Source organism: Sphingomonas sp. 4RDLI-65 (assembly GCF_049472435.1).
Lineage (GTDB): Bacteria > Pseudomonadota > Alphaproteobacteria > Sphingomonadales > Sphingomonadaceae > Sphingomonas.
The window spans coordinates 90,252-113,883 of the sequence record NZ_JBCEBT010000004.1 but is presented as its reverse complement, the minus strand read 5'-3'; the positions used below and the strand labels follow the sequence as shown (position 1 = coordinate 113,883).

The 23,632-nt window shown below is 66.8% G+C and carries 15 protein-coding genes; 13 read left to right on the top strand and 2 right to left on the bottom strand.

All coding sequences use genetic code 11. The features are described from left to right. Window position 1: 1 nt before the first annotated feature. The 3 genes from VH567_RS11165 (at window position 2) to VH567_RS11155 (ending at window position 10,177) form a co-directional block, all read left to right on the top strand. Entirely contained in the window at window positions 2-8,989 is an 8,988-nt protein-coding gene (locus tag VH567_RS11165; RefSeq protein WP_423326075.1) for a hemagglutinin repeat-containing protein, read from the top strand. 2 nt (window positions 8,990-8,991) lie between these two features. Beyond that, window positions 8,992-9,219, top strand: coding sequence for a hypothetical protein (locus tag VH567_RS11160; RefSeq protein ID WP_423326073.1), 228 nt, complete (start codon window positions 8,992-8,994; stop codon window positions 9,217-9,219). A gap of 499 nt (window positions 9,220-9,718) precedes the next feature. Next, entirely contained in the window at window positions 9,719-10,177 is a 459-nt protein-coding gene (locus VH567_RS11155) for a hypothetical protein (RefSeq protein ID WP_423326071.1), read from the top strand. 87 nt (window positions 10,178-10,264) lie between these two features. On the opposite strand, the gene VH567_RS11150 is transcribed toward VH567_RS11155, so the two are convergent. Continuing rightward, complete coding sequence (locus VH567_RS11150; RefSeq protein ID WP_423326069.1) at window positions 10,265-11,461, bottom strand: hypothetical protein; 1,197 nt, start codon at window positions 11,459-11,461, stop codon at window positions 10,265-10,267. A gap of 134 nt (window positions 11,462-11,595) precedes the next feature. On the opposite strand from VH567_RS11150, the gene VH567_RS11145 reads away from it, so the two are divergent. The 10 genes from VH567_RS11145 (at window position 11,596) to VH567_RS11100 (ending at window position 21,912) form a co-directional block, all read left to right on the top strand. Continuing rightward, entirely contained in the window at window positions 11,596-12,105 is a 510-nt protein-coding gene (locus tag VH567_RS11145) for a hypothetical protein (RefSeq protein ID WP_423326068.1), read from the top strand. A gap of 136 nt (window positions 12,106-12,241) precedes the next feature. Further along, window positions 12,242-12,646 (top strand): hypothetical protein, encoded by a 405-nt coding sequence (locus VH567_RS11140; protein ID WP_423326066.1) that lies wholly within the window; start codon window positions 12,242-12,244, stop codon window positions 12,644-12,646. Window positions 12,647-12,693: 47 nt separating this feature from the next. Then, a complete protein-coding gene (locus VH567_RS11135; protein ID WP_423326064.1) occupies window positions 12,694-13,524 on the top strand; it encodes a hypothetical protein in 831 nt (276 codons plus the stop codon). 189 nt (window positions 13,525-13,713) lie between these two features. After that, on the top strand, window positions 13,714-15,870 hold the full coding sequence (locus VH567_RS11130) for an integrase (RefSeq protein ID WP_423326062.1): 2,157 nt from the start codon (window positions 13,714-13,716) through the stop codon (window positions 15,868-15,870). Next, a complete protein-coding gene (locus tag VH567_RS11125) occupies window positions 15,867-16,820 on the top strand; it encodes a TniB family NTP-binding protein (protein ID WP_423326060.1) in 954 nt (317 codons plus the stop codon). Before VH567_RS11130 ends, VH567_RS11125 begins: the two co-directional genes overlap by 4 nt. Continuing rightward, complete coding sequence (locus VH567_RS11120) at window positions 16,814-18,751, top strand: hypothetical protein (protein ID WP_423326058.1); 1,938 nt, start codon at window positions 16,814-16,816, stop codon at window positions 18,749-18,751. The genes VH567_RS11125 and VH567_RS11120 overlap by 7 nt, the downstream gene beginning before the upstream one ends. Window positions 18,752-18,759: 8 nt before the next feature. Continuing rightward, window positions 18,760-19,308: a hypothetical protein gene (locus VH567_RS11115; RefSeq protein WP_423326056.1), complete on the top strand. Its 549-nt coding sequence runs from the start codon at window positions 18,760-18,762 to the stop codon at window positions 19,306-19,308. A 356-nt stretch (window positions 19,309-19,664) separates the two neighbouring features. Next, window positions 19,665-20,636 (top strand): phospholipase D family protein, encoded by a 972-nt coding sequence (locus tag VH567_RS11110; RefSeq protein ID WP_423326054.1) that lies wholly within the window; start codon window positions 19,665-19,667, stop codon window positions 20,634-20,636. A gap of 185 nt (window positions 20,637-20,821) precedes the next feature. Next, a complete protein-coding gene (locus VH567_RS11105) occupies window positions 20,822-21,253 on the top strand; it encodes a RusA family crossover junction endodeoxyribonuclease (protein WP_423326052.1) in 432 nt (143 codons plus the stop codon). Further along, the gene (locus VH567_RS11100; RefSeq protein ID WP_423326050.1) at window positions 21,250-21,912 is read left to right on the top strand and encodes a HepT-like ribonuclease domain-containing protein; all 663 of its coding nucleotides are present in this window, start codon (window positions 21,250-21,252) and stop codon (window positions 21,910-21,912) included. Before VH567_RS11105 ends, VH567_RS11100 begins: the two co-directional genes overlap by 4 nt. A 94-nt stretch (window positions 21,913-22,006) precedes the next feature. On the opposite strand, the gene VH567_RS11095 is transcribed toward VH567_RS11100, so the two are convergent. Further along, the gene (locus tag VH567_RS11095; protein WP_423326048.1) at window positions 22,007-23,518 is read right to left on the bottom strand and encodes a hypothetical protein; all 1,512 of its coding nucleotides are present in this window, start codon (window positions 23,516-23,518) and stop codon (window positions 22,007-22,009) included. Between the last annotated feature and the right edge of the window lie 114 nt (window positions 23,519-23,632).

Below are 23,632 nucleotides of genomic sequence, written 5' to 3'. Positions count from 1 at the left end.
CATGACCAAGCTGACCTTCGCCGTGCTGCGTCGCCGGATGCGTTCGGCCAGCGCGCTGTCTCCACTCGGCGGCGGCGCGGGTCTCGCGGCGCTGTTGCTGGTCGCGACGGTGCCGGCGCGCGGGCAGGACGGTGGTGCGCCTAATCCCGTCGTCCCGGTCCCCGGTGGCGCGACCCATCTCGATTACGGCGCGAACGGCGTGCCGGTGGTCAAAATCGCGACGCCGGACGCCAGAGGGACGAGCTACAACCGCTACCAGGCGTTCAACGTCGACGCGCGCGGCGTGGTGCTCAACAACAGCGACAAGATCGTCCAGAGCCGGCTCGCAGGCTATATCGACGGCAACGCGCAGCTGAAGGCGTCGGGCGGGGCGTCGCTGATCGTCAACGAAGTGGTGGCCGCCAATCCGTCTAGCCTGCGCGGCTATATCGAGGTCGCCGGCAAGACCGCCGATCTGGTGCTCGCCAATCCCTACGGCATCGCGTGCAACGGTTGCGGCTTCGTCAACGCGCCGCGCGTGACTCTGGCGGCGGCACAACCCCTGGTCGACGGCGCCGGCGCGCTCAGCGGATTCCGGACGGCGACCGGTACGATCGACGTGTCCGGCAGCGGGCTCGACGCGACGAACGCGCGGCTCGACCTCTTCGCGCGCGCCGTCTCGATCAACGCCGGCCTGTATGCGGATACCGTGACGGCCAGCCTCGGCGCGGGCGACATCACGCGCGACGGCGACATCGTCGTGGTCGGGCGGCGCACTGCAGCGCAGCCGAATCAGCCCGCCTTCGCGCTCGACGTCGCGGCGCTTGGCGGGATGTATGCGCGGTCGATCAAGCTGATCGGCACCGAGCGCGGGCTCGGCGTCAACGTCGCAGGCGATCTCGCCGGGCTCGAACAGGGCGTGACGCTGTCGTTCGACGGCAGGATATCGGTGCCTGGCGCGATCACGGCGAAGACGGCGGTCGCGATCGAGACCGCCGGTGCGCTCGACGTTGCCGGCCAAATCTACGGCGAAGGCACGACGACGCTGAAAGGCGCGAGCCTGGCGGGCAACGGCCTGATCGGCAGTGGTGGCGACCTCACGGTCACGACCGGCGCGCTGAGCAGCGGTGGCACGCTCGCCGCCGGACTGACCCGTGACGGACGTGTCACGCAGGGTGGCACGTTGCGCCTCGATGTCGGCGGCACGGCGGCGCTGACGGGGCGGGTGCTGGCGCGCGATGCCGTGTCGCTGACGGCGGGCAGCATCGTGAACCAGGGACTCGCGAGCGGCGGGACGCTGACGTTGCGCACCGCGACGCTCGACAATAGCGGCGGCACGATCGATGCGCGGACGGCGCTCGACGCTCAGGCGGGCGCGGTCGGCAATATCGGCGGCGTGATCCAGTCCGGCGGCGCGCTGGCACTCACCGGCAGCAGCCTGGCGAACGATCGTGGCGCGGTGCTGGCGCTCGGCAGCGATACACTGACGCTGGGCTTCACCGGCGTGATCAGTGGCAGCGGTGGGCAGATCGGCGGCAATGGCGATGTGTCTGTCAGGGCTGGCGCGCTCGGCATCGACGGTGTGGCGGGCAGCATCACGGCGAGCAAGGCGCTCGATCTCAATGTCGACGGTGATTTTACGATCACCGGCAAGGGTCTGGTCGCGGGCGGTGGTGCAACGACGGCCAATGTCGGCGCGCTCGGCGTCACCGAAGGCGGCTTGCAGGGCGGCAGTGCACTGACCGTGCGCGCAGGCTCGGTCACGATCGGCAGCGGTGGCCAGGTCAGCGGTGGCAGCGTGACCGCCGACACGGTCGGTACGATGACGAACGCCGGCTTGGTGGCGAGCGCAGGACGGGTCGACCTGACCGCAGCCACGCTGACGAACACCGGCACGATTTCGGGCAATGGCGGCACGAGCCTGAAGGCTGCGAGGCTGGTCGCGCAGGACGGTCTGGTCGCGTCCGACGGCGCGATCGACATAAATGCAGGGGCTTTCACCTCGCGTGGCGGCACGGTCGAAGCGGGTAGTGCGCTCGGCGTCTCGGCGGGATTGGTGGTGCTCGATCGCGCCAGCCTGACCGCGCTCGGATCGGGCACGCTGACGCTGGCGAGCCGGGGCGCCTTGACCGCAGCGGCAACGCGCATCGGCAGCAACGGCGCCGTCGCGATCGGCGCCACGACGCTGGCGTTCACCGACAGCCGGATCACCGCGCTTGGCGCTCTCGCGCTCGATGCTACGGCGGGCGATCTTGCGTTCGGTAGCGGCGCGACGATCGAGAATGGCGGCGACCTGACGCTGACCACGACGGGCACGTTGAGCCACGCCGCCGACATCGTCGGTCGCGGACAGAATCTGACGCTGCGCGCGGCGACGATCGGTAACCGTGGGGGTGCGATCCTGCATCTCGGCACCGGCACCCTCGCGCTGTCGGGCAGCGATGCGATCGACAACAGCGGCGGTCGGATCGCGACCAATGGCGCGCTGTCGCTGATCGCCGGCACGTTCGCCAACACCGGTGGCACGCTCACCTCGGCGGGTGGGGCCGGGCTTACGATCGGCAGCGATCTGGCGAACGAGAATGGCCTGATCGCAGCGGGCGGCGGCCTCACGCTTCGGGCCGGTGCGACCCGCAACGCCGGGGGATCGTTCGAAGCCGCTGGCCCGCTGGACGCGCGTCTTACCGCGCTCGACGGCGGCACGCTGGTCGCGACCGGTTCGGCGGGAACGCTGACGCTCGACGTCCGCGATGCGATCAGCGGTTCGGTCCTGGTCGGCGCCACCACCGATGGCACCGTCACCGCGAGTTCGCTCACCCTCGCCAGCGGGTCGCGCCTGACGGCGGGTGGAACGCTGACGGTCGGCGCGCGCGATGGAGATATCGCGCTGGCGGGGGGCACGCTCGATGCGGCGAAACTCAAGCTGACCGCCGCGCGCGCAATCCTCACCGGTGATGGCGGATTGATCCAGTCGACCGGCGCGACGACGATCGCGGCGGACTCTCTGACCACGACTGGCGGCCGCGTCGTGGCGGGCGGCACGCTCGACGTGACCGCGAGCACGCTGGATAATCGCAACGGCTTGCTGGCGTCGGGCGCAGATGGCGCGACCTTTACCGTCAACACGCTGGGCAACGATCGCGGCACGCTCGGCGGTGACGGATCGGTCGTCGTGACGGCGGCGAGCGTCGACAATGGCGCGGGTACGCTCGCTGCAGGCGGCGATCTCACGCTGTCGACCGTAAGCCTGGCCAACGCGACCGGAGGACAGATCTGGGCGGACCGCGATGCGCGGGTGACTGCAACGGGCACGCTCGCCAACCGAGGCAGCATCGCCGCCGCACGCGACCTGACCGTCAAGGCTGGCGCACTCGACGGCGGTAGCGGGGCCGGTGCCGGCACGCTCGCCGGCGGCCGACTGCTCGACATCAACTCGGGCGGCGGCACGTTCGGGCGCCTCGTCGCACCGACCGCGCTGACGCTTGGCATAGCAGGCGATCTGACCAACGCCGCTGGCGAGACGATCGCGACGCCGGGCGCGCTGACGCTGAACATCGGTGGCAGCTTCACCAACGCGGGAACGGTGCAGGGCGGTACTGCGATCGGCATCGCCACGGGGGGATCGATCGCCAACCAGGCCAGCGGCACGATCGTCGCGCCGACGCTGACGCTGACTGCGGGCACGACGTTCGAGAACCAGGGGCTCCTCAACGGCGGGGCTGTGTCGGCGACCGCCGCACAGATCGCCAATGGCGGCGCGATCTTTGGCGACAGCGTCGCGCTGTCCGGTACGGGCGGCATCGTCAACGCGGGCGACAGCGCGGTGATCGCCACCCGGGGCGGACTCCTGTCGCTCTCGAGCGGCGGCGATATCGTCAACCGCGATGGCGCACTGCTCTACAGCCTCGGCAATCTGGCCGTCACCGGCGTCGGCGGCACTGGTCGGGCAGGCTCGCTGCAGAACCTGTCCTCGGACATTCAGGCGCAGGGCAGCATCGCGATCGCCGCGACCCGTCTGCTCAACGACCGCAGCGTGTTCACGACCGAAGAGGCGCTGCTCTCTACCCGCCACGTCGAGGACGAGGATCGGCGCGACCGCGAGCACCGCACGGTCACCGAGTTCGACGAGACGGTCAAGGACACCCGCGTCACAGCGGACAGCGGTGCAGCTCGTATCATCGGCGGGAACATCGGAATCGACGCTGCCAGCGTCGTCAACCACCTTTCCGCGATAAGCGCATCAGGCAATCTGAACGTCGGCGCCGCGACTGTGACGAACACGGCCTTCACCGGCTACAACACCACGACGCAGACCGGCACGATCAAGGATGAGAAGCGCAACTGCTTCCTGTTCTTCTGCGGCGACTGGGACACGCGCTCGACGACCCCGTTCACGAGCGTCGACGCGCTCCCGACCTTCACCATTCCCTCGACCATCACAGCGGCTGGAATGCTGACGATCGACGCGGTGAGCATCGACAATCTCGTCCTGGTTCCGGGTGGCGGCACCGCCGACATCTTCGCCGCGAGCGCGCGGCCCGGTGCCGTGACGGCCGGTGGCGCCGTCGCTGTTGTGACCACGGGCGCGGTAGTCGCACCGGGCGGCGCGCCCGGCGTGATCGCCGGCACCGCGATCGATCCGACCTTTGGGTTCGCAGTGAAACCGCCGACCGATCGCGCGAGCGGCGGTGCGGGCAGTGCGACGCTCGATCTGGGCGGACTGTTCCAGTTCGCCAGCTCGAGTTCGCAGGTGCTGGTCCAGGCGGACCCCCGGTTCAACAATTACGACACCTTCCTGTCGAGCGACTATTTCCTCGACAAGCTCGGCTATGACCCGTCGCGCGTGCAGCGCCGGCTCGGCGACGGGCTCTACGAGCAGCAGCTGATCGCGAACCAGCTCGTCGCGCTGGTCGGCGCGCAGCGACTGGTCGGCTACGGCGACAACCAAGGCCAGTATCGCGCGCTGCTCGATGCGGGCGCGACCTTTGCAAAGACGTACAATCTGGCGCTCGGCGTATCTCTCTCGCCGACGCAGATGGCGACGCTGACCAGCGACATCGTGCTGCTCGTGGAAACCACCGTCCAGACCCCGTCGGGACCGCAGACGGTGCTCGCACCACGCGTCTACCTGACCAAGGCCGCCGCCGGCGATCTGACCAGCGGCGGCGCGATCATCGCCGGACGCGATATCCAGCTGCGTGCATCGGACTCGCTGACGAATGCGGGCGTCGTCCGCGCGAGCGCGAGCGGCACGCTGGTCGGCGGCACGGTCGTCAACAGCGGTCGGCTCGATCTCGGCAACCGCGGTATCGTTTCGGTAAGCGGCGACCTGATCGACCGCGGCGGTACGATCACCGGTGGCGACCTGACGCTGGCCGCGGGCCGCGATCTGACGCTCGCGCCAGTCGTGACGACGCGCACCGTCGCGACGCGCTATTATGCCGGGCGCTCGGACCAGCAGGTCTCGCTGACGACAACCACGACCAATCGCGGCAGCGACATCGCAGCGACCGGGAACCTCGATCTGCTCGCGGGGCGAACGCTGTCCGTCACCGGCGCGAGCGTCGCTGCAAGCGGCAATCTGGCCGCCTCCGCCGGGCAGAACATCGCGATAGGCAGCGCGACCGACAGTGGCACGGCGTTCGCGATCGGTCGCGAAGGCAAGACGCAGTTCAAGCAGACCCAGACCGACCGCGGCAATGTCCTGTCGGATCTGAGTGCGGGCAGCAACGTCACGCTGGCGACACCGGGTGCGGTGACGGTGAACGGCGGCACGATCACGGCCGGTCGAACGCTCACGGCGGACGCCGGCAGCATCGGCGTGACCGGTGTGGTCGACAGCACGCAACTTCAGCGCGACACGCTGAAGAAGTCGGGCGGCCTCCTGTCTTCGACCAAGACCACTACCACCTACGACGGCACCGATCAGAGCGTCGTCGCCTCGACGCTGTCGGGCGACACGGTCGCGCTGCGCAGCACGGGCGACACGCGGATCGCCGGATCCAACGTGGTCGCCAACAACGGCGTATCCATCGCCGCGGGGGGCGCGATCGACGTCGGCACGCTGACCGCGACCGACACCGAGGCGCAGTCGACGCGCGTGAAGAAGAGCGGCCTGTCGATCGGTGGCGGCAGTCTGTTCCTCGGCGTCGCCAAGAACCGCAACGACGTGAACACGACCAGCATCACGAACGCCGGCTCGCTGATCGGATCGACCGCCGGCAACGTCACGCTCGATGCTGGACGCGATCTCACCGTCACGGGTAGCGAGATCGCCGGCACTGGTTCAACGCGGCTTACCGGGGAGAACGTCGTCGTCCGCAACGCGACCGACGTCGCCACCACCGACACGCTGAGCAAGTCGTCCTCCGTCGGCCTCTCGATCAAACTCTATGAGAACGTGTCGGGTGCGGCGTCCAGCGTCTCCGGATTGCCGGGACGGGTCGCAAGCCGAGGCACCGGCGTCGGCGGAACCGCCGTCACCGCTGCCTCGGAAACGCTCCGCTCGGTCACAGCGTTGACGAACGCGGTGACGAACACGGCGGGCATCTCGGCCAGCCTCGGAGCATCGAGCTCGCGCAACACCAGCAATAGCCGTGCTGAGACCGCCGTCGGATCCAGCGTATCCGGTCGAGACGTCGCGGTCCGCGCGTCTCAGGACGTGACGGTACGGGGATCGACGATCTCCGGAGAGCGCGACGTCCTGCTGGCGGCCGGCCGCGACGTCACTCTGCAATCGGCCCAGCAGCAATCCGAGAGCGCCTTCAGCAGCCGCAGTTCCAGCGCGGGCGTCGGCGTGAACGTCGGCGTAGGCCTCGTCGGCGGGGTCACGGCCGGCGCGTCGATCAACGCGAGCAGCAGCCGCGGCTCGGGTAGCGGATCGTCCGTCACCCAGTCGAACTCGCTCGTCCAGGCCGGTAACCGGCTGTCGATCGAGGCGGGACGGGACCTGACGCTTGCCGGAGCAGTCGCCAGCGGGCGGGACGTCGACGTCGCTGCCGGGCGCGACCTGACCATACGAAGTCTGCAAGACACGTCCTCGGAGAATCAACGGACGTCCGGCGGAAGTCTCGGTCTCACCTTCTCGCCCGTCCAGGGATCGAGCGGGGTCGGTGGGAACGGCTCGCTGCAACTCGGACGTGGTTCCACATCGTCGGCCATGGTCGTCGAACAAAGCGCGCTGCTGGCTCGTGGAGGCGCATTGGACGCCAGGGCCGCTGGCACGACCCGTGTCGATGGCGGCATGGTCGCCGCTCTGGATCCGGACGGTCGCGACAGCGGCCGCCTTTCGCTGTCGACGGGCGATCTGACGGTCAGCGACGTGCTGGACAGCACACGAAGTCGCGACACGTCCATCGGCGTATCGGGATCGATCGACGATCCGTTCCGCCGATCGGTCGATGGCGCGAACGTTCCGGTCCTGGACGGAAGCCTGGCATCGTCGACGCTGACGCAGACCACCCGAGGCACGATCGGAAAGGGCGCGGTCGCCGTCGGGAGCGCCAGCGGGGCCGCCGCCCTCGACGGCGCCAATCGCGACACGGACCGCTCGCAAGTCGTCACGACCAATCGGCAAAGCGGGTTCACCTTGTACGCCGACGCCGCCGCTGCCCGCGAGTTCGGTGCGCTGGTCACCGGCCGTGCGGACCGCAGCGTGATACTTCAGGGCGCGCAACAGTTGCTGACCGATCCGGCGCAACCCGCACGGCAGATCATCGCGGAGATACAGTCCCTGTCGGACAGCATTCCGGAAAGCGGTGCCATCGACCGGTTGCTCGGTGGGATCGATCGACTCGCCCGTGGTAACGATGCCGTCAACATGTCGCAGGTCAACGCGCTCGGTCGCGACCTGCAGTTCAACGGACTATCATATGGTCAGGTCGGCGACGTCCTGGCCGAGCGTCGGGCGCTTTATATCGAGCGCACCCTAGGCAAAGCGGAAGCCGATGAGTTCCGTGCCGCCGTGGCGGCTTCGCCAGCGTTGCGGGAGTTCTTCGACACCGATGGCAAAGCGATCGTTGCTCTGCGTGATGGAAGCGGGTCGCTCAGCGATCCCCAGCAGCTGATCGGCCTGCCGCTCACCAGCGGCGCAGCAACGGCTGCCGTCAGCAGTCCCGCAGAGACAGTCGTCACAGGCGATCCTACGCTAGGTGACGCGGTGGCGCGAACACTGGTCAGAACGCAGTCCTACCTCAATCGTCTTGAGGAAGAGAATGCGACGCTGAAACGTGTCGTCGAAATCGGCATCAGTCTCGGCAAGGGGCCGGTCGGGGCGCTCGGGAGCTACGCGCTGGATCAGGCCGTCAGCGACGTCATGAAGAGGACGGGACTCGACCAGAAGGCCGCTCAGATGGCGGTATGGCTGGGCAGCAACGGGTTGGCGATCCTGAGCACCAGCAACCGGGAGGAGGAGGAGGCCCACGCCGCGCAGGAACCCGCCGAAGCAACCACGCTGACCCAAGCCGGCGTCACGATCCTCGGTGTGGGATCGGTCGCGAAGGCGTTGAACAAAACTCCGTCCGCCAAAGTAACGGTAGAGCAGGACATTCCGGACGCGATTCTGGAGCCTACAAGTCCATCCGGACTGCCGGCTCCCAGCGCAACGGGAAGTGCGCGCAGGCTCGAGGCTGGAGTCGTGTCACATGACGGTTCGTTGCCGAGGATCGACGCTGGAAAAACTTGGCTTCGCGGGACCGACGGAAACGCAGGACGCGTTCCGGCTCAGATTGCCGAAAAGCTGAACGGGCGATCATTCCGTAATTTCGGAGAGTTTCGAAGCGAATTTTGGAAAGCGGCTGCGAGCGATCCGGTTTTAAGCGCGCAATTCTCACCAAGCAATCGGACGCTAATGTCCCAAGGCCTTGCACCCTTCGTCGTACCGAACCAGAGGCTCGGAAAAAACAGGCGTTACGAACTCGACCATAATCAGCCCGTGGCAAAAGGTGGAAACATATACGACCTGAACAATATTATTGTTCGGACTCCGCTCAACCACTTGAAAGGAAAATGACCATGGACGACGAGAAAAAGTCCGAGATCGCACGTTTGATCAGTCAGTTGCTCTCACAAAAGACTGAAGAAGAGCAGGACGAAGTGTATGATAAAATAGATCAGCTATCCCCCGATCCAGAATGGTCGAGATACGTTTTTCACTCTTCGGAATTTTATGACGAAGCCGAAAATCTTGATATCGAGGCCGTCGTGGAGAAAATTGCGGCATACAAACCGATTATTCTTTAGACGGGTGGTCGAAACATTTTAGCAAAAGTGCTATGGCTTCCGCAGGTTGTATTGGTCAGCAGTAGCACATTCAAGCCCGGGCTCCAGGCAGCTGCGAACGTCCGTGGTCCGAGCGGGCGATCACATCTTGACCGGAACTTCCACTTGAACGCTGCGCCTGGTCGCCGCACTGACGATCGGCGCAACGAACACGGCGGGGCATCTCGGCCGAGTTGATGCATCACGCTGGCATGGCACGAGCGATAGTCGAGCAGAGATCGGCATCGGCTCCAGCGTGGCTGGAGGTGTCGCGTGACGTTCCCGTTGCGGGACGCTCCCATGGAGGAAGGAGCGCCACGGACCAGATAGGTCTGGATGTCGCTGACCTGCGTAGCTCCGTCTGCCGTGATACGGATGCCCTGTGGGTAGGTTTGGGCAACAGAAGCCATGAACCGAAATTCATAGATCATACCACCAGAAGCATGGTTCAGATAAGTTGAGTTGTGGTAATCATATAGTTATGAATTGCTGGCCTGAATTCGTTGGGGCGCTCGGTGACCGAGAGCATAGCTCTACCGTAAACGATCTGTTTTCGTCATTGGGTGAGGCTCCGGTCATTTCGGAAATTCCCGATATCTTCAATGATCCACAGGGCCGAACGCTGTTCTACAAGTTCATCGTCTCAGGATTGGAGTTTGGCTTTCGTGCGCAAAGACTGAGTCATATACATGTCTTCGTAAGCAGCCACGAGGGATATTCGGCCTACGAGGCCGATATGCTTGGTCAATCCGCCCAAGCCTGGAATCGTGACCAGATCATCAGGCATCTTGGGCCCGCACAAGACGAAGCTCCGAGCAGGTCGGACGCGCTCATCGGCCATACAAAAGCATGGGTTATTTATGAGTTCGACACATTCGACCTGCGCATCGAGTTCTCCGACGACGGACACCTTTGGAAGGCGACGCTCATGGACAAATAGATGGATGTCACCTTGGAGAACCTACTCGGCGCCGCGTCGAGTTCCGGTTCAGCATCGATGGCCGTCGGCTTAGTCGCTCGCTCGAACCTACGCGCCATGTTCGGATCGTAGCGCTCGGTCGGTCACGTACCGCCGGAAGACACTGTCCAGACGGTCCGCCGCGACCTCCGGCATGACGGCCGGCGTGACGTCGGCCGTCATGACGGCGGCGTTGTGCGCCGTGATCTCGTGGTCGATGATCAGACGCGCTTCGGCCAGGGTCATGGGTATCCGCCCGGCCTTCGCCAAGGCTTCGGCACGGGTCGTGCGGCCGACGAACGCGTCGGCCGCGAACCGCGGCCTGAAGTCCAGCCGCCCGATGCGGCCGTCGAAAGCCTTCATCAGTTCGGATCCCGGCGCCCGCGAAGAATGCACGACCTCCACGCCGTTAGACGAGAGGTCGGCCATCATGCGGAGCGTCTCCAACGCGTCCAGCGGGATCGTGGTCACGACGACCGGCTCGACTTGCGGGTCCGCGTCCGCCGTCATGCCTCGCAGCCGAGCCGAGGCATCGGACGCCGCGGCCGCGTGCAGCGCCATGTCCGCAGGCGCCCTGTCCAGCGCGCGCCCGAGGACGTAGCCCGTCGCGGCATCCCACACTAGCGCCGTCACCGCCCATTCGAATGCGCCCTCTCGGTCGTCGGCCTCGGCGTCCGACGCTCCGTCCGAGCCGACCGGACGCAGCGGGAGAGGCAGCGCCGTGCTGTCTACGATCATGCGGCTCGCGAACCCCGTCGCTCCTCCGGCGAGCTCCCGCTCGAGATCGCGCCGGGCTCTGGCGACCAGCTTCCTCGTCCAACTCAACGAGACCTGTCCGGAAAAGCGCTCGCGGAGCGTCTTGGCGATGGCCTCCAGGCTGCTGTCGGGTTCGTCGCTTACGGCCTGCGCCGCGGCGGCTTCGATGCCGGGCGGGGGCACGAAGGCGCGCGGAGCCCGCCTGCGCGCCTGAGGCACCAACGACAGCAGCGACCTGTCCCGACGCCATGCGCCCAGTATCGAATAGAATCTCGGCAGGCTGAGATCGTCGGGGTCGACGTGATCCGCCGCATTCCGGCCCCCCCCCGCCTCGTACGCCGATATCGCCGCGAGACGCTTCGACGCCTTCGCCCGGTGGGCGTGGGACATGCCCGCCCACAGCGCCAGCTGCTCCTGGGGCGGCTCGCCCGGCCAGATCGACGTCAGGTCGCCCGTCCCGTCGGGAACCTCCGCGTTGGCCGGTGACGGCTCACCGACCTCCGGCGTCAACTTCTCGCCGCGAGAATAAACTTCATCCTGAGGCGTTGACGAAGCAGAAGCGTCGCTTACATACCCTCTATCGCCTTGAGGAGTTGACGACATGATCATTGCTTTCGTTCAGGTTTCGCCGTGGAGCGACGACGATGCGTCCTGACTCCGTCCGGCGCAATCCGAAAGACGGCGACGACGCGAGCAGATCGTCTTCGACCGCCTCCGACAGGCGCGACGGCCCCGATCACGTCGCTCCGGGAGCGATCATCGACATGATCGGATCAAGATACAGGATCGTCGCACACGTCAGACGGCGCGTGCTCGCCTCCGATCTGCGGACCCACCACCCGTTCCTCATCCAGGCCCCGGACGGCTCCATCCAGCTCCCGACCCTCAGATCGATCCGCGAGATGATGGATCGCGGCGAGGCCGTACCGGTGACCGCGCTCGGGGAACCCTGCGCGACCGAACGCATGGGTGTGACGATCAAGATGCTAAACGCGGCCGACGTGCCTCAGGGCGAGAAGGCGATCTGGATCTTCCTGGCGACGCACTGGACGGCGGCGCTGGAGGCCCGGTTCGGTCCGCACGACCCGCCGTGGAAGATCCGCAAGTGGCGCGCGGCCCTCCGCAAGGCCGCCGTGCACGAGGCGACTTCGTGAGGTCGGGCATGCCCGGCGGCGACTGTCCCCTGCTCGATGGAGACCGTCCGCCCAGAGGACCTGCGGAATCGACACCGCAGACAGACATCCGTCCGACCCCTTCTCAGGCTCGGCTATCAAACCAGGAGACGCTCCAATGACGTTCAAGTCCGAAAAGCCCATCGTCGTCGCCATCCAGAACTCCTTCCACGGCGTCACCCTGCCGGTCGAAGTCGAACTGGACGCGGCCACCGCCACGGCCATGGCCGTGCTGACGCACATCCCGCTCGACGGCGAGAGGCCCCGGGCCCCGCGCCCGATCTCAGTCCCGCTCCTCCAGGCGCTCGTCGACTCCGGCGATGCCGTGTTCGTCGACGGTAGCCTGCTCGAGGCGGCGGCCGGACGCGTCGCCAGGCGCCGCTCCGAGATGGAAGCGGAGGGCATCGAGGCGGGCGCTCGCGAACGCGCCGCATTCGAGAGGTTCCTGATGATGCTGAAGTCGAACGACGTCCGATCGGCGGCTGCGATGCTGGAGAAGGTGGGAGTCCCCGAGCCCGTCTGAGGCGCCCCCACCACCACGTTATCAACCGATGCCAAGGAGGCATGACCATGACGACGACCGCAAGCAGGACGACCACGATCGACCAGTTCAGCGCCCTCCCCGCGTCCAGCCGCCGCGGCGGCGGCCGTGCGCACGAGGTCTACTGGACCGCGTCGAAGCCCTCGCCCATCACCGACCCGGCGGCGACGAGCTTCTCCTTCGGGTCCTACGATCCCGGCCCGATCGTGAACTTCGGGCGCAAGCGCCTGACGTTCTCCTTCCTCAGCGCCCGGACGGGAACGGTCCAGCAGGGCGAGAGCCCGTGGGAGTTCCTGCTGGCGAAGCATCTGGAGACGCTCCCCTCCGTCGGCGCCTATCGGCTCCACGGACATCGCGCGGTCCTCGTCGGCCCCGACGGCGAGACGTCCAGCTACGGACCCGACGCGGTCTGGACCGGCATCGACGGCACCGTGACCTGCGCGGAGGTCAAGGCCAGCGCGGGATACTTCGCCGAGCCGGCGACCGCCGCGCTGCTGGACGTGGCCGAGAGGGGGCTCGCGGCGGGGGGCATCCGGTTCGCGCGCATCACCTCGGATGCGCTGCGCGAGGACCGCCGGCGCGAATTCAACGTCTGCCGTGCGTTCGCGGACGGCCGGGGGCGGATTGGCGAGGCCGTTCCGGACCGTGCGCGCGACGCGCTCGCCGGCGGCCCCCTGGCCCTGGGCGCCCTCGGCGAACGCCTGGGCATCGACGCATCGTCACGCGTCCGGATCGTCAACGCGCTGATGGTTCGTCGCATCGCGGCCTACGACCTCTCCGATGCGGTGACGCCGGATCTGTGCGTCACCGCCGCGCCGCTCGCGAAGCCGGCGCCCGACCTCGCCGCCCTGACCATCTGACCTTCCGGCGGCGCCGGTCATCCGGCGCCGTCCCGCACGGACGCGACGCCGAAGCCCGGCGCCGGCGCGGCCCATGCGACGACGCCGAGCCCCATCCGCACGTCGGGATGGCGTCGGAGACCTCCGGGCGCCCCGCCCGTCACGACGGTGATCGCGACGCCGCCCTCAATCACGCCACGGGAGCACCCGATGAAGAAAGACCGTACCGATGCCCTGGCATCGCTGCCCGTACCCCTCCGGTACGACCCACGTGCCGACATGCTGGAGTACGGCATAGCGATCGGCCACGAGTTCTGGCATGGCACGATCCGCCTGCGCGTCGAGCGCGTCGAGGCGGACGGAGGCGTCGATCTCCGCAACTCCAGGACCGGCGCACTCGTGACCATCCGCAATCCGGACGGTTCGACGTCGCGGACCACCGTGGAATGGATGCGCCTCGAGTACGCGGCCGGCCGTCTCGTATCGGTCGTCCCGAGTGCGGAGAGCGTGTCCGAGCGACAGCAGCGCTTCCTGTCGATGGACGCCAGCATCGCAGTCGCCCGGGACAGGAAGTCGACGTGGCGCCGGTCGCTCGCATGGCGGGCCAGCACCGACGAGGTCCTGTCGTCGGACGCCGCCTGCGGCGCCTGGCTGGATGGGAACTACGGACGACAGCCGGGGGACCTCGCGTACCCCAGGCCCCACGGCAGCTCCCTGCGACGCTGGATGCGCGCGTTGGACAAAGGCGACAACCGCATCGGTGCCGTCGTGTCCCAGGCCGGACGACCGCGGAACAGTTCGCAGCTGCCGGCGGAGGTCGACATGGCGGTCAACGAAGCCGCCATGTACTTCTACTGTGCAGGGCCCGGCTGCAGCCAGACGGCCTCCGATTCCTACCTGGACGAGCTCGTCGTCAAGCTGAACCAGCAGCATCCGGGTCGCGACCAGCCGTTCGTGAAGCCTTCGCGCCAGACGCTGAGGAAGCGCATCGAGAAGCTCGAATGCTTCGAGACGTGGGAGGCGAAGTACGGGCGGGAGTCCGCCGAGAGGAAGTACCGCGGCGCCGGCGAACCCATCCTCGTCGATCACGTCCTCGAGGTCTGCCTGATGGACGCGACCGAACTCGAGCAGATCGTCGTCTTCGACGACGAGCGCGCGATACCGTGCCTGAAGATGAAGATCGTCGCGATCATGGACTGCCTGACGCATGCGATCTTCGGTTGGTGCGTGTACGCCGGGCCGAACCGCTCCGAGACCTCGGCGCAGGCCGTCATGCACTGCCTCGAACCGGACAAGTTCCCGCCGAGGATGGTCGAACTCCATCCTCAGCTCCGACTCGTATTCGGAAAGCCGGCGGCCCTGCTCCCGGACAACGAGAAGGCGTTGGTCTCTCCCGCAACGCTGCCCGGGTACAACGACGCGGGGATCGTGATCATTCCGGCCCCCGTCGCCATGCCGACCGCGAAAGCGGCGCTGGAACGGTTCTTCAGGACCCTGAAGGAGCTGCTCGCGAGTCTTCCCGGCACGCTCGTCGATCCGCGACGCGCGTCCGAACTCGGCTTCGATCTGGTCGAGAGCATGGCCGAACTGACCATTCACGAGCTGCGCATGCGCGTCGCGCAGGCGATCGCGATCCACAACACGTCCGGGTCGAAGGGACTGCCGGGCCGGATGAGTCCCGTCGAGATGCTCGCGCTGCGATCCGGAACGCGCGCCACGGACCCGTTCGAGGACCCGTCCTTCGTTCGCGACAGCCTGTGCACCCACTTCACCGCCTACCTTACGCGCAACGGGGTGGAGAAGGACACCGTCCGCTACCGCGACGCCGTCACCATCGACAGGCTCTTCGACAACAACGCGGGCAGGATGGGCGGTGCCCGCGAGGCGAGCGGCTTCAACATGAAGGCTCGCCGGAGCGACGGGGACATGAACCGGATCGAACTCTACGACGAGCATGCGCAGGCGTGGGTCCCCCTGCCGTCGACCCAGCCGGGCTACACCACGGGATTGTCGTTCTGGGAGCACGGCCAGTACACCGAAGCCGCCAAACGCCGTCGCGAAGCCTTCGGCAGCGAGTCCGCGCGCATGAAGTCGATGCAGGAGACGCGTCGGCTCCACGACGAGATGCTGCCGAAATCGAAGTTCCGGAAACGCGCGAAGATGGCTTCGCTGCGCGTCTCTCCGCACCTGCGCGAGCTGGCCGGAAAGCCGCTCTTCACGATCGAGGACTACCGCGACGCATCCCAGCAGGCTCCTGCCACCACTACGACACGGAAGGATCCGCCGGCGGTGACGCCGCGTGCGGCGGCCGACGACGGATGGGACGACGAGGACAGGTTCACCAACGACGAGGAGAACGGCGAATGAGCAGGACCGTGAACGCATCGCCCCGAACGGGCGCCATCTCGCGCGACTACGAGATCCACGGGGAGCGGGCGGCGGAGGCGGTCCGCTTCTCCATAGACCTGTACCAGCCCACGAAGGTGCAGGAGCGTCTCATCACCCAGATGCGCTCCTTCCATCGGAGCTGCGCCGGTCTGCACGGCATGCCGCTGCCGGGTCGCAGCCTCCGCGCACCGACGTCCGCAGGCAAGAGCCGGACCATCAGCGAATGCACCCGGAGGATCAACGCCGAGGCTCCGGCCAACCCCGTTCGCGCGGTCCACGTGGGGCTCACCGAACGGATCACGATCAAGATGCTCTATCAGCGCATCCTGGCGCAGGTGGGCGATACCGAAGCCTTCGGACGCTATAGCCTGGAGCTTCTCCGGCAGCGGTGCACGGAGCTTCTGCCCCGACTCGGCGTCGAGCTGCTCACGATCGACGAGGTGCAGCTGATCACCAGGCAGACGAAGAGCAACTACGAGGTGGCCGACGCGCTGAAGTCGATGATCGATGCGGGCGTGGTCGGCGTGGTCTTCGCCGGCAACGAGCAGGCGGGCGAGATCTTCGACGTCAACCCCCAGCTGCGCGGCAGGCTCGGCGTCCCCCTGGAACTCCCGCCCGTCAATCCGAAGTCGACCGTGGACGTGAAGTCCCTTCGCGAGTTCCTCGGCTCCCTCGACGCGCGGATCGCGGCCACCGGCCTGGTCGGTCGTGCGGGCCTCCGGTCGCCGGCGAACGTCCGACGCCTCGGCAAGAGCGGCGGCGGCCACATCGGCCGAATCTGCCGCATCGTCGCGGCCGCGCTCGAACATGCCTGCGCCCGGGGCGCGGAGACGATCGAGGACTACGATCTGTCGTTCGCCGTCGCCCATCTCGCGGTCCCCGCGAACTGGTGCGCCGCGAACGCCTTCCCGGAGCCCGAGCATTGGTGAAGCCGCGTTCCCTGCTGGTGACCCCACCGACGCCGCCGGGCATCAGCCTTCCGGGCCTCGTCGCGGCGTCGGCGCGACTGAACGTGCTCGGGGACGTGAAGTCCACGCTGAGGTCGATCGGGCTCGCTCCGGTCCGGCCCGGCTGCATCTCGATCTCGGTCAGAGGCCGCGAGGGGGCGCTCGCGGCACGGCTGGGATGTCCGGTCCCGGTCGTCGAGGCCGCCGCGACGCCGCCGCTGGACGGGTCGGACGCATCCGTCGTCCGATGGGGCGACGGCGCGATCCGGCGCAGCCATCTCATCACGGATCGGAGGCGGGTATCCGTCGCCGCGATGGCGATCTCGCCCCATCATCGCGCCGCCTGGTGCAACGGCGTTCTCGACTACTGCCCCGAAAGCCATGAACTCCTGATCGACCACTGCGCGCGCTGCGGACGAACGCAGCGGTGGCTGGCGGCCGAAGGCGTGGACTTCTGCGACGAACCCGGTTGCGGACCACTGTCGGCATCGCGCGTCGTGCTGCCGAACGACGTCGTCGACGGATACGGGCTGTTCGCCGGCATCTGCTCGCCGATCCCCATCGAAAGGCAGGCGGCGCTCGACCGCCTCTCGCCGGAGCTCGTGGACCTGCAGCCCGTCACGCTCATCGACTTCGCCATGAGGATCGGGCTGGCGCTCGAGAACACGGTCTCGACAGGACGGAGCGGGTTCGACGACCTCACTCCGGCCGAACGATCGCGAGCGGCGGCGCGGGGGGCAATGGCGCTCTGCGACTGGCCGCATCGCGTCCGTTCCGAGATCCGATCGGAACTCGCCTTCCGGGGCATCGGCGACGGCACGGCGAGACGCGGCCTTCATGCCGCACTCCACGCCGCCGGCCGATCGATCCGTGGCGGCTCCCACCTGGAGGAACTCATGCGCTCGGCATTGCCCGAGATCCACGTCGAGATCGGGCGGTCCTTCGTCGGCATGGACGGACCCCGCATCCTCGGGAGCGTCGCCGCCCGACGTCTCGGCGTATCGCACGTGAGGCTGCGCCTCCTCTCCGAGGCGGGCGTCTTCGCGGAGGAGGGCGTGCTCGACGGGAACTACCGACGAGCCCTCTACGATGCGAGCGACGTGGAAGCGGCGGCCGAGGCGTGGGAGCAGACGTCCCCCATCGGAAGCATCATGCGCAGGCTCGGGCTCCCGCGCTACGCCTGCGAGCGGATCATCGGCGCCGGCGACGTGGAGGGCGCGACCCACCCGTACGTCCTCGCTCGCGAAGGTCAGCCGCGCTTCCGCACGGCCTCGCTCGAGGACTACGCGGCGCGGATCGGGTCGGCGTGCCGCTCCGATCCGGCGCCCTCCGACGCAGTGGCGCTGGACGCCGCCATGAAGATGGTCGGGGGGCGTCTGAAGCCCTGGCGTCAGGTCCTCCACGCCGTCACCCGTGGCGCACTGCGCGCATGGCGGGTCGAGGGAGCCGCAGGCATAGTTCCGAAGCTCCTCGTCCGCCCGACCGAACTCGCCGCCTTCGCCGCTCTGGACGCGGACGAGGGCGTGGGGCCGCGATCGTTCGTTTCGGACGAACTGTCGCAGGTCGATGCCATGACCGTGCTCAACCTGCGACAGATCGACGGTCCGCGTCTCGCCGCCGCCGGCCTGCTCCGCTTCGAGACCGGAACCAGGTCCCTGCTGGTCGGGATGAACGAGGTCCTCGATGTGGCTCGCGGCCACGTCGCAACGGCGGAGGCGGCGGCGAGGCTGGGGCGGATGCCGAGCGCGGCATGGCACCAGGTCGCTCGCGAGCTGGGACCGCCGCCGTCGCTCGCCGGTTGGCCCCGCGAGGCGTTCGATCGACGGTTCGCCGGACGGTCGGAACCAGCCACTCGTGAAGTGACCCGTCCAGGAAATACGAGCGCAGCAGAATCGAAGGAGATGCAGCAGTGAGTCGGTCAGTGGCACCCGTAGAGACGACCAAACTGCCCGTTCCGGTGGGGTCGAAGCAGTTCGTGGACGCCTTCGATGCCGCGTTGACGGCGTACCGACGAGCAAGCCACGACGAGCGGCTGCAGACCCTGTTCTGTCTGTTGGAGTTCTCGCTGGGCGATGACGACGAGCACGTAGGGGAACGTGCGGCGGTCTACCGAGCAGCCTCGCAGGAGGACCCCTATGTCGATCACGTCCGTCAGGGCACGATGTTCTCCCTGCTCGAACGTACGTTCCCTGAGATGTTCACGCCGGAGGTGACGAACGACGCGTTCGCCGAGTGTGGACGACGCATGATGTACGACGACGAACACGACCGGCTGAACGCGATGGAGTTTCCGCGCATCGTCTACCGAGGCGGCGCGGGTTGCGAAAATGACGTACGAAAGTGTCGGAGCTGGACCTTCGACATCGAAACGGCGGTCTTCTTCGCGGAGAAATGGCCTAAGCGACACGGCAACCCCAGTGAACCCGTGCTGCTGCAGATGCAGATCGATCGTGCGGAGGTGATGGCCTAATCTCTGCGATCGGGGAGAAGAAGAGGTGATCCTCACCGCCGGGCAGGGCACGACCGGACGAGGTGCGTCCATCGCCATGAGGTGGACTGACATGCGGTCGCGCCCCCGTTCCGCAGCTTCGTCGCCCCTCCGGCGACCTGCATCGCGGGTACGCCGGTTTCGTTGGCGGTTGCGACGACCGGTTCGGACGGGGTGGACCGAATTCCCGGGGCATGCGGGAAAGGGTCCTGAACTGTCCGCCGTCGCCTTCGCCGAGTGGATCGCAGGCGGACCGTGACGGGACTTGCACGGATGCACGAGATCGCTTCATGAACGCGTTCTCGGCATGAGCCGACCGAAAGCGCGAAAGACGATACATGACCGGTTTCCTGGCAGGCGCCGAACTCGCCGCAGCCATCAGGGACGTCCTGTCGGGGGCGGACGTCCGGTGCGCCGTCGCGTACTGGGGCAACGGCATAGAGAAGGCGTTCCCCCCTTCCGACGGCCCGCCCGCGGTACGCATCATCTGCGACGTCACCCGCGGCGGCACCTCGCCGAAGGCTCTGGTGACGATGGGGGCGCCGAGGAACAAGGACCTTCGTCACGTTCCCGATCTGCACGCCAAGGTCTACATCTCCGACCGGGGCGCCGTCGTCGGCTCGGCCAACGCCTCCGACAACGGCATCGGCTTCGGCGCGGCGCCCGGACTGATCGAGGCGGGCGTGCTGCTCCGCCCCGACGCGCAGTCCTTCGCAGAAGCGGCCGCTTGGTTCGAAACGCTTTGGGATCGGTCCAGAAAGGTCGGGAAGAAGGCGCTCGACATGGCGAAGGCACGCTTCCGTCCCGGCGGCATGCCCGGGGATCGACCGGTCCGTCCCGGTTCTCTCCTGGACCGGATCGCAGCCGACCCCGACCGCTTCACGGAGATCTGCATCGTCCTGGCCCACAACGGTTCGACGCCGAAGCAGCGAGAGCGTGCGCGCTCGGCGATGATCGCCTCGCATCCGGACGAACAGGATGCGATAACCCGCATGCCGGGCAACGGAATGTTCATCGGCTGGGACGCGCACGACCTCGCCCGTTGGCGCCGGCCGTTCATCGAGCTCTGGATGCCGAAGGACAGGTTGTACTGCTACGAACGCAGGGCGTCCCACTTCCACGACCGGACGGGCACGGTGATGAGCCGCAAGAATCAGGGCGCGGTCAGATCCGTCGTCGAGGGCGACCTTCCTGATTGGGCGGATGTGGAGAGGACGGATCGCGATGTCGTTCGCCGCCTGCTGGACAAGCACTGCGACGTCCTGTTCACGCCCCGCGAGTTGGCCGCGGCGATCGAAGGCCTCGAGTAGACGGTCTCGGGGGCCTTGGGGTGCAGCCCCCGGACGAGAGGCGTCCGAGGTCGGCTGATCCGACAGCATACGATGCCGCCTGCGGTCGATCGGGGGGCAGCGATACGAACCTCGCGGAGAACGTCCGCGGACTCGGACGTCCGTCCACCGGTTGATGGCGCAACCCTCGACGTCTATCGCAGGCCATGCCGGACGCATCGTTGTACCCCTTCGAAATCCTCATCCCCGGCACGCCGGTGTCGATGCAGAGCAGAAACCGGCCACGCCTGCACGCGTACAAGGACGACGTGCAGACCCTGGCCCGGGCCAGGCGAATGCAGACGTTCCCGACTGGACCGACCGACGACGTACCCGTGGCCGCCACGATCTACTACTTCTCGGGGGACGCCCTGTCGGGCGACGTGGACAACATCGTTAAGCCGATCCTGGATTCTCTGAAGACCGTGGCCTTCAACGACGACGGGTTCGTCGAGCGCGTCGTCGTCCAGAAGATCGAGCCGGAGATGTACGTCGCCTTCGAAGCTCCGACCGAGCAGCTCTCCGCTGCGATCGATACCGCTGCACCGGTCGTCTATGTACGCATCGACGCCGACCTTTCCTGGAGGACAGTAAGATGACGCCTGTGGATGTCGGGCATCACAGTGCCCTGGAGGAAAGAGTGTTCAATCGGCTTCGCCCACGCTTCGAAGAGCTGGGTTACGAATTCACCGTCCAGCCGGACGGAGGTCTGCTGCCCGGTTTTCTCGACGGATACGTCCCGGACGCCATAGCGACACGGGCCGACGACCGCGTCGTCATCGAGATCAAGGGCTCGCATGCGAGGGACTCCGAGAAGATCCTGGAGCTTCGTCGGAGATTCGAAGGTCAGACCGACTGGCGTCTGACGGTCATCTACGGCAGCGACGACGTCTCGCAGGACATGATCATTCCGATGCCGGAGATCGAGGCGGTCCGGAACAGATCGTCCGAAGTGCGCGCTATGGTCGAGAGCGGGTATGTCCAGGCAGCACTTGTCATGGCCTTCAGCCTACTCGAATCGACGCTTCATCTGGTTACCCCAAGCGATGAGGGTCGACCGAAGAAGCCCGGAACCGTCATACAGGATCTCGCGATGAACGGTCTGATCGACAGGCCGTTCGAAGAGCGGCTGAGGTCGCTGATCGACGTCCGCAACAGGATCGTCCACGGCGATCTCAGCCGAGACGTGGCCGCCAGGGACGTCGTCCTCATGCTCGCCACAGTCGACAGGGCGATCGGCGCCGCGTTCGCCGTCTGACGGGCTCTCGGGACGGTCTCGGAGACGTCTGCGATCGTGACGCGAAAGGGTCGCCCCGAGCAGCGCATCTCGCGCTCGCTCGGGACGGATGACTTCAAACCTTCACGAAATGCTGATCGACGATCCATGACGTCCCGTCGAACCTGAGCCTGACGTCGCCATGAGACTTCGTCACGCCGGGCGTAGGGGGCGCCACCAGCGCCTTGTAGGTGGCAGCATTCGGCGAAAGGGGCGGGTTGGTGAACAGCAGCCTGGCGACGTGCGCGGATCCCAGACGGCGCATGTTGGCGGCGAACGTCTTCGACGGGCGAACCGCGGAATCGTATTCGTGAGACAGAAGCAGGAACATCGGGCCCTTGGCGGTCCTGATCCCCGCCTTGTTCATCACGCGGTAGAAATGGCCGTTCGCGCCCCCATGATGCGCGACCTGGACGACGTTCAGGTCGCGCATCGCGTCTATGAGTCTGACGTGGTAGGCGCCCTTCCTGGAACGATACGGCGCGAAGTCGGCGAACGCGCTATCGCCGCAGACGAGCACCTTCTGCCCTTCGCTGTCGAAGCGTGCGACGTAGCTGAGCTGGTTGCTCACGGAGACCGTGTGCATTTCGTCCCATCGCAACACGGCGAAGAACATCGATTGAGAGACGGGGAGATGGTCGCGCTGCCGCTCGACGAGCTTCACCGACGGCCCCATCAGGGTAAGGGCGAGAGCATCGGCACTTGCCGGCGTGATGAACCGCTTCGCAGCGCGATCCCACCCGTAGACGACCGGCTCGCCCGTCTGGATGGTCTCGAAGGACGGCCTGAGCCTGCGCGTCCTCAATGCGTCGATGACCGCTTGAAGCGAAGAGACGTTGATAGCATCCTTCGCCGCTCCGGCCTTAAGTCTCTCGAAGTTCAGAGCCAATACCGCATGATCCGGGTGGTAGCGCATCCATTCGACTGCTTCGGCGAGGCGACCGGTCGACAGGATGGAAGCGTGGTGGGCGATCCACCACCAATGCCGCGGATCGTCGAAGGCCCATGCCCGCTTCCGGTACCTGCTCTCCTCCACTTCGATGTCGGGAGCGTGCTCGCATCCGTCCAGGGGCATCTTCGCACGATACGCGTTCCAGATCGTGCGGAAGTATCCGTCGAGGTCGTCGGATCCCTCGTTGCTCGGTTCCGGATCGACCCTCGTGGTCGTTTCGGAATCGATGGCGCGCTGGAGTACCTCGATCCGCATGATGTCCGCCTGCTTGTGCTGCTTGTACGAGGCGGACACTCCGCCGCCCTCGGCATTCAGCATCCGCTCGCCCAATAGATCCTCCGGTCGATGAGGGCGACCGTGGCGCTCGTCGAGAGTGTCGTCGGCGACGGGGGGAAGCCAGACCTGTCCGATGTCGATCGTATCGTCGAGGATGATCGGGACCAGTCCGTCCAGATGGTCCGCGTCGTAGTGCGTGGCGATGATGAGGTCGATCCTCCTCCGACCATCGAGCACCTTCCCCAGCTCGGTGTGCACGAGACCGGAGAGCCTGTGCCCCCCGTCGCAGAGTACGGTCACCGGGTCGCCCGCATTGTCGAAGCGCAGAAGGATGGAGGACCCCAGTCCGACATCGAACATGTCTATCTTTATCACGACGACGCCCCTCGGTTGATCTCTATGAGATGGAATGGATACGGAGTCCGTCGCGGAGGCCTCGCCGCCACCGCGCGGGCCGCTTCAACACCGCCGCGA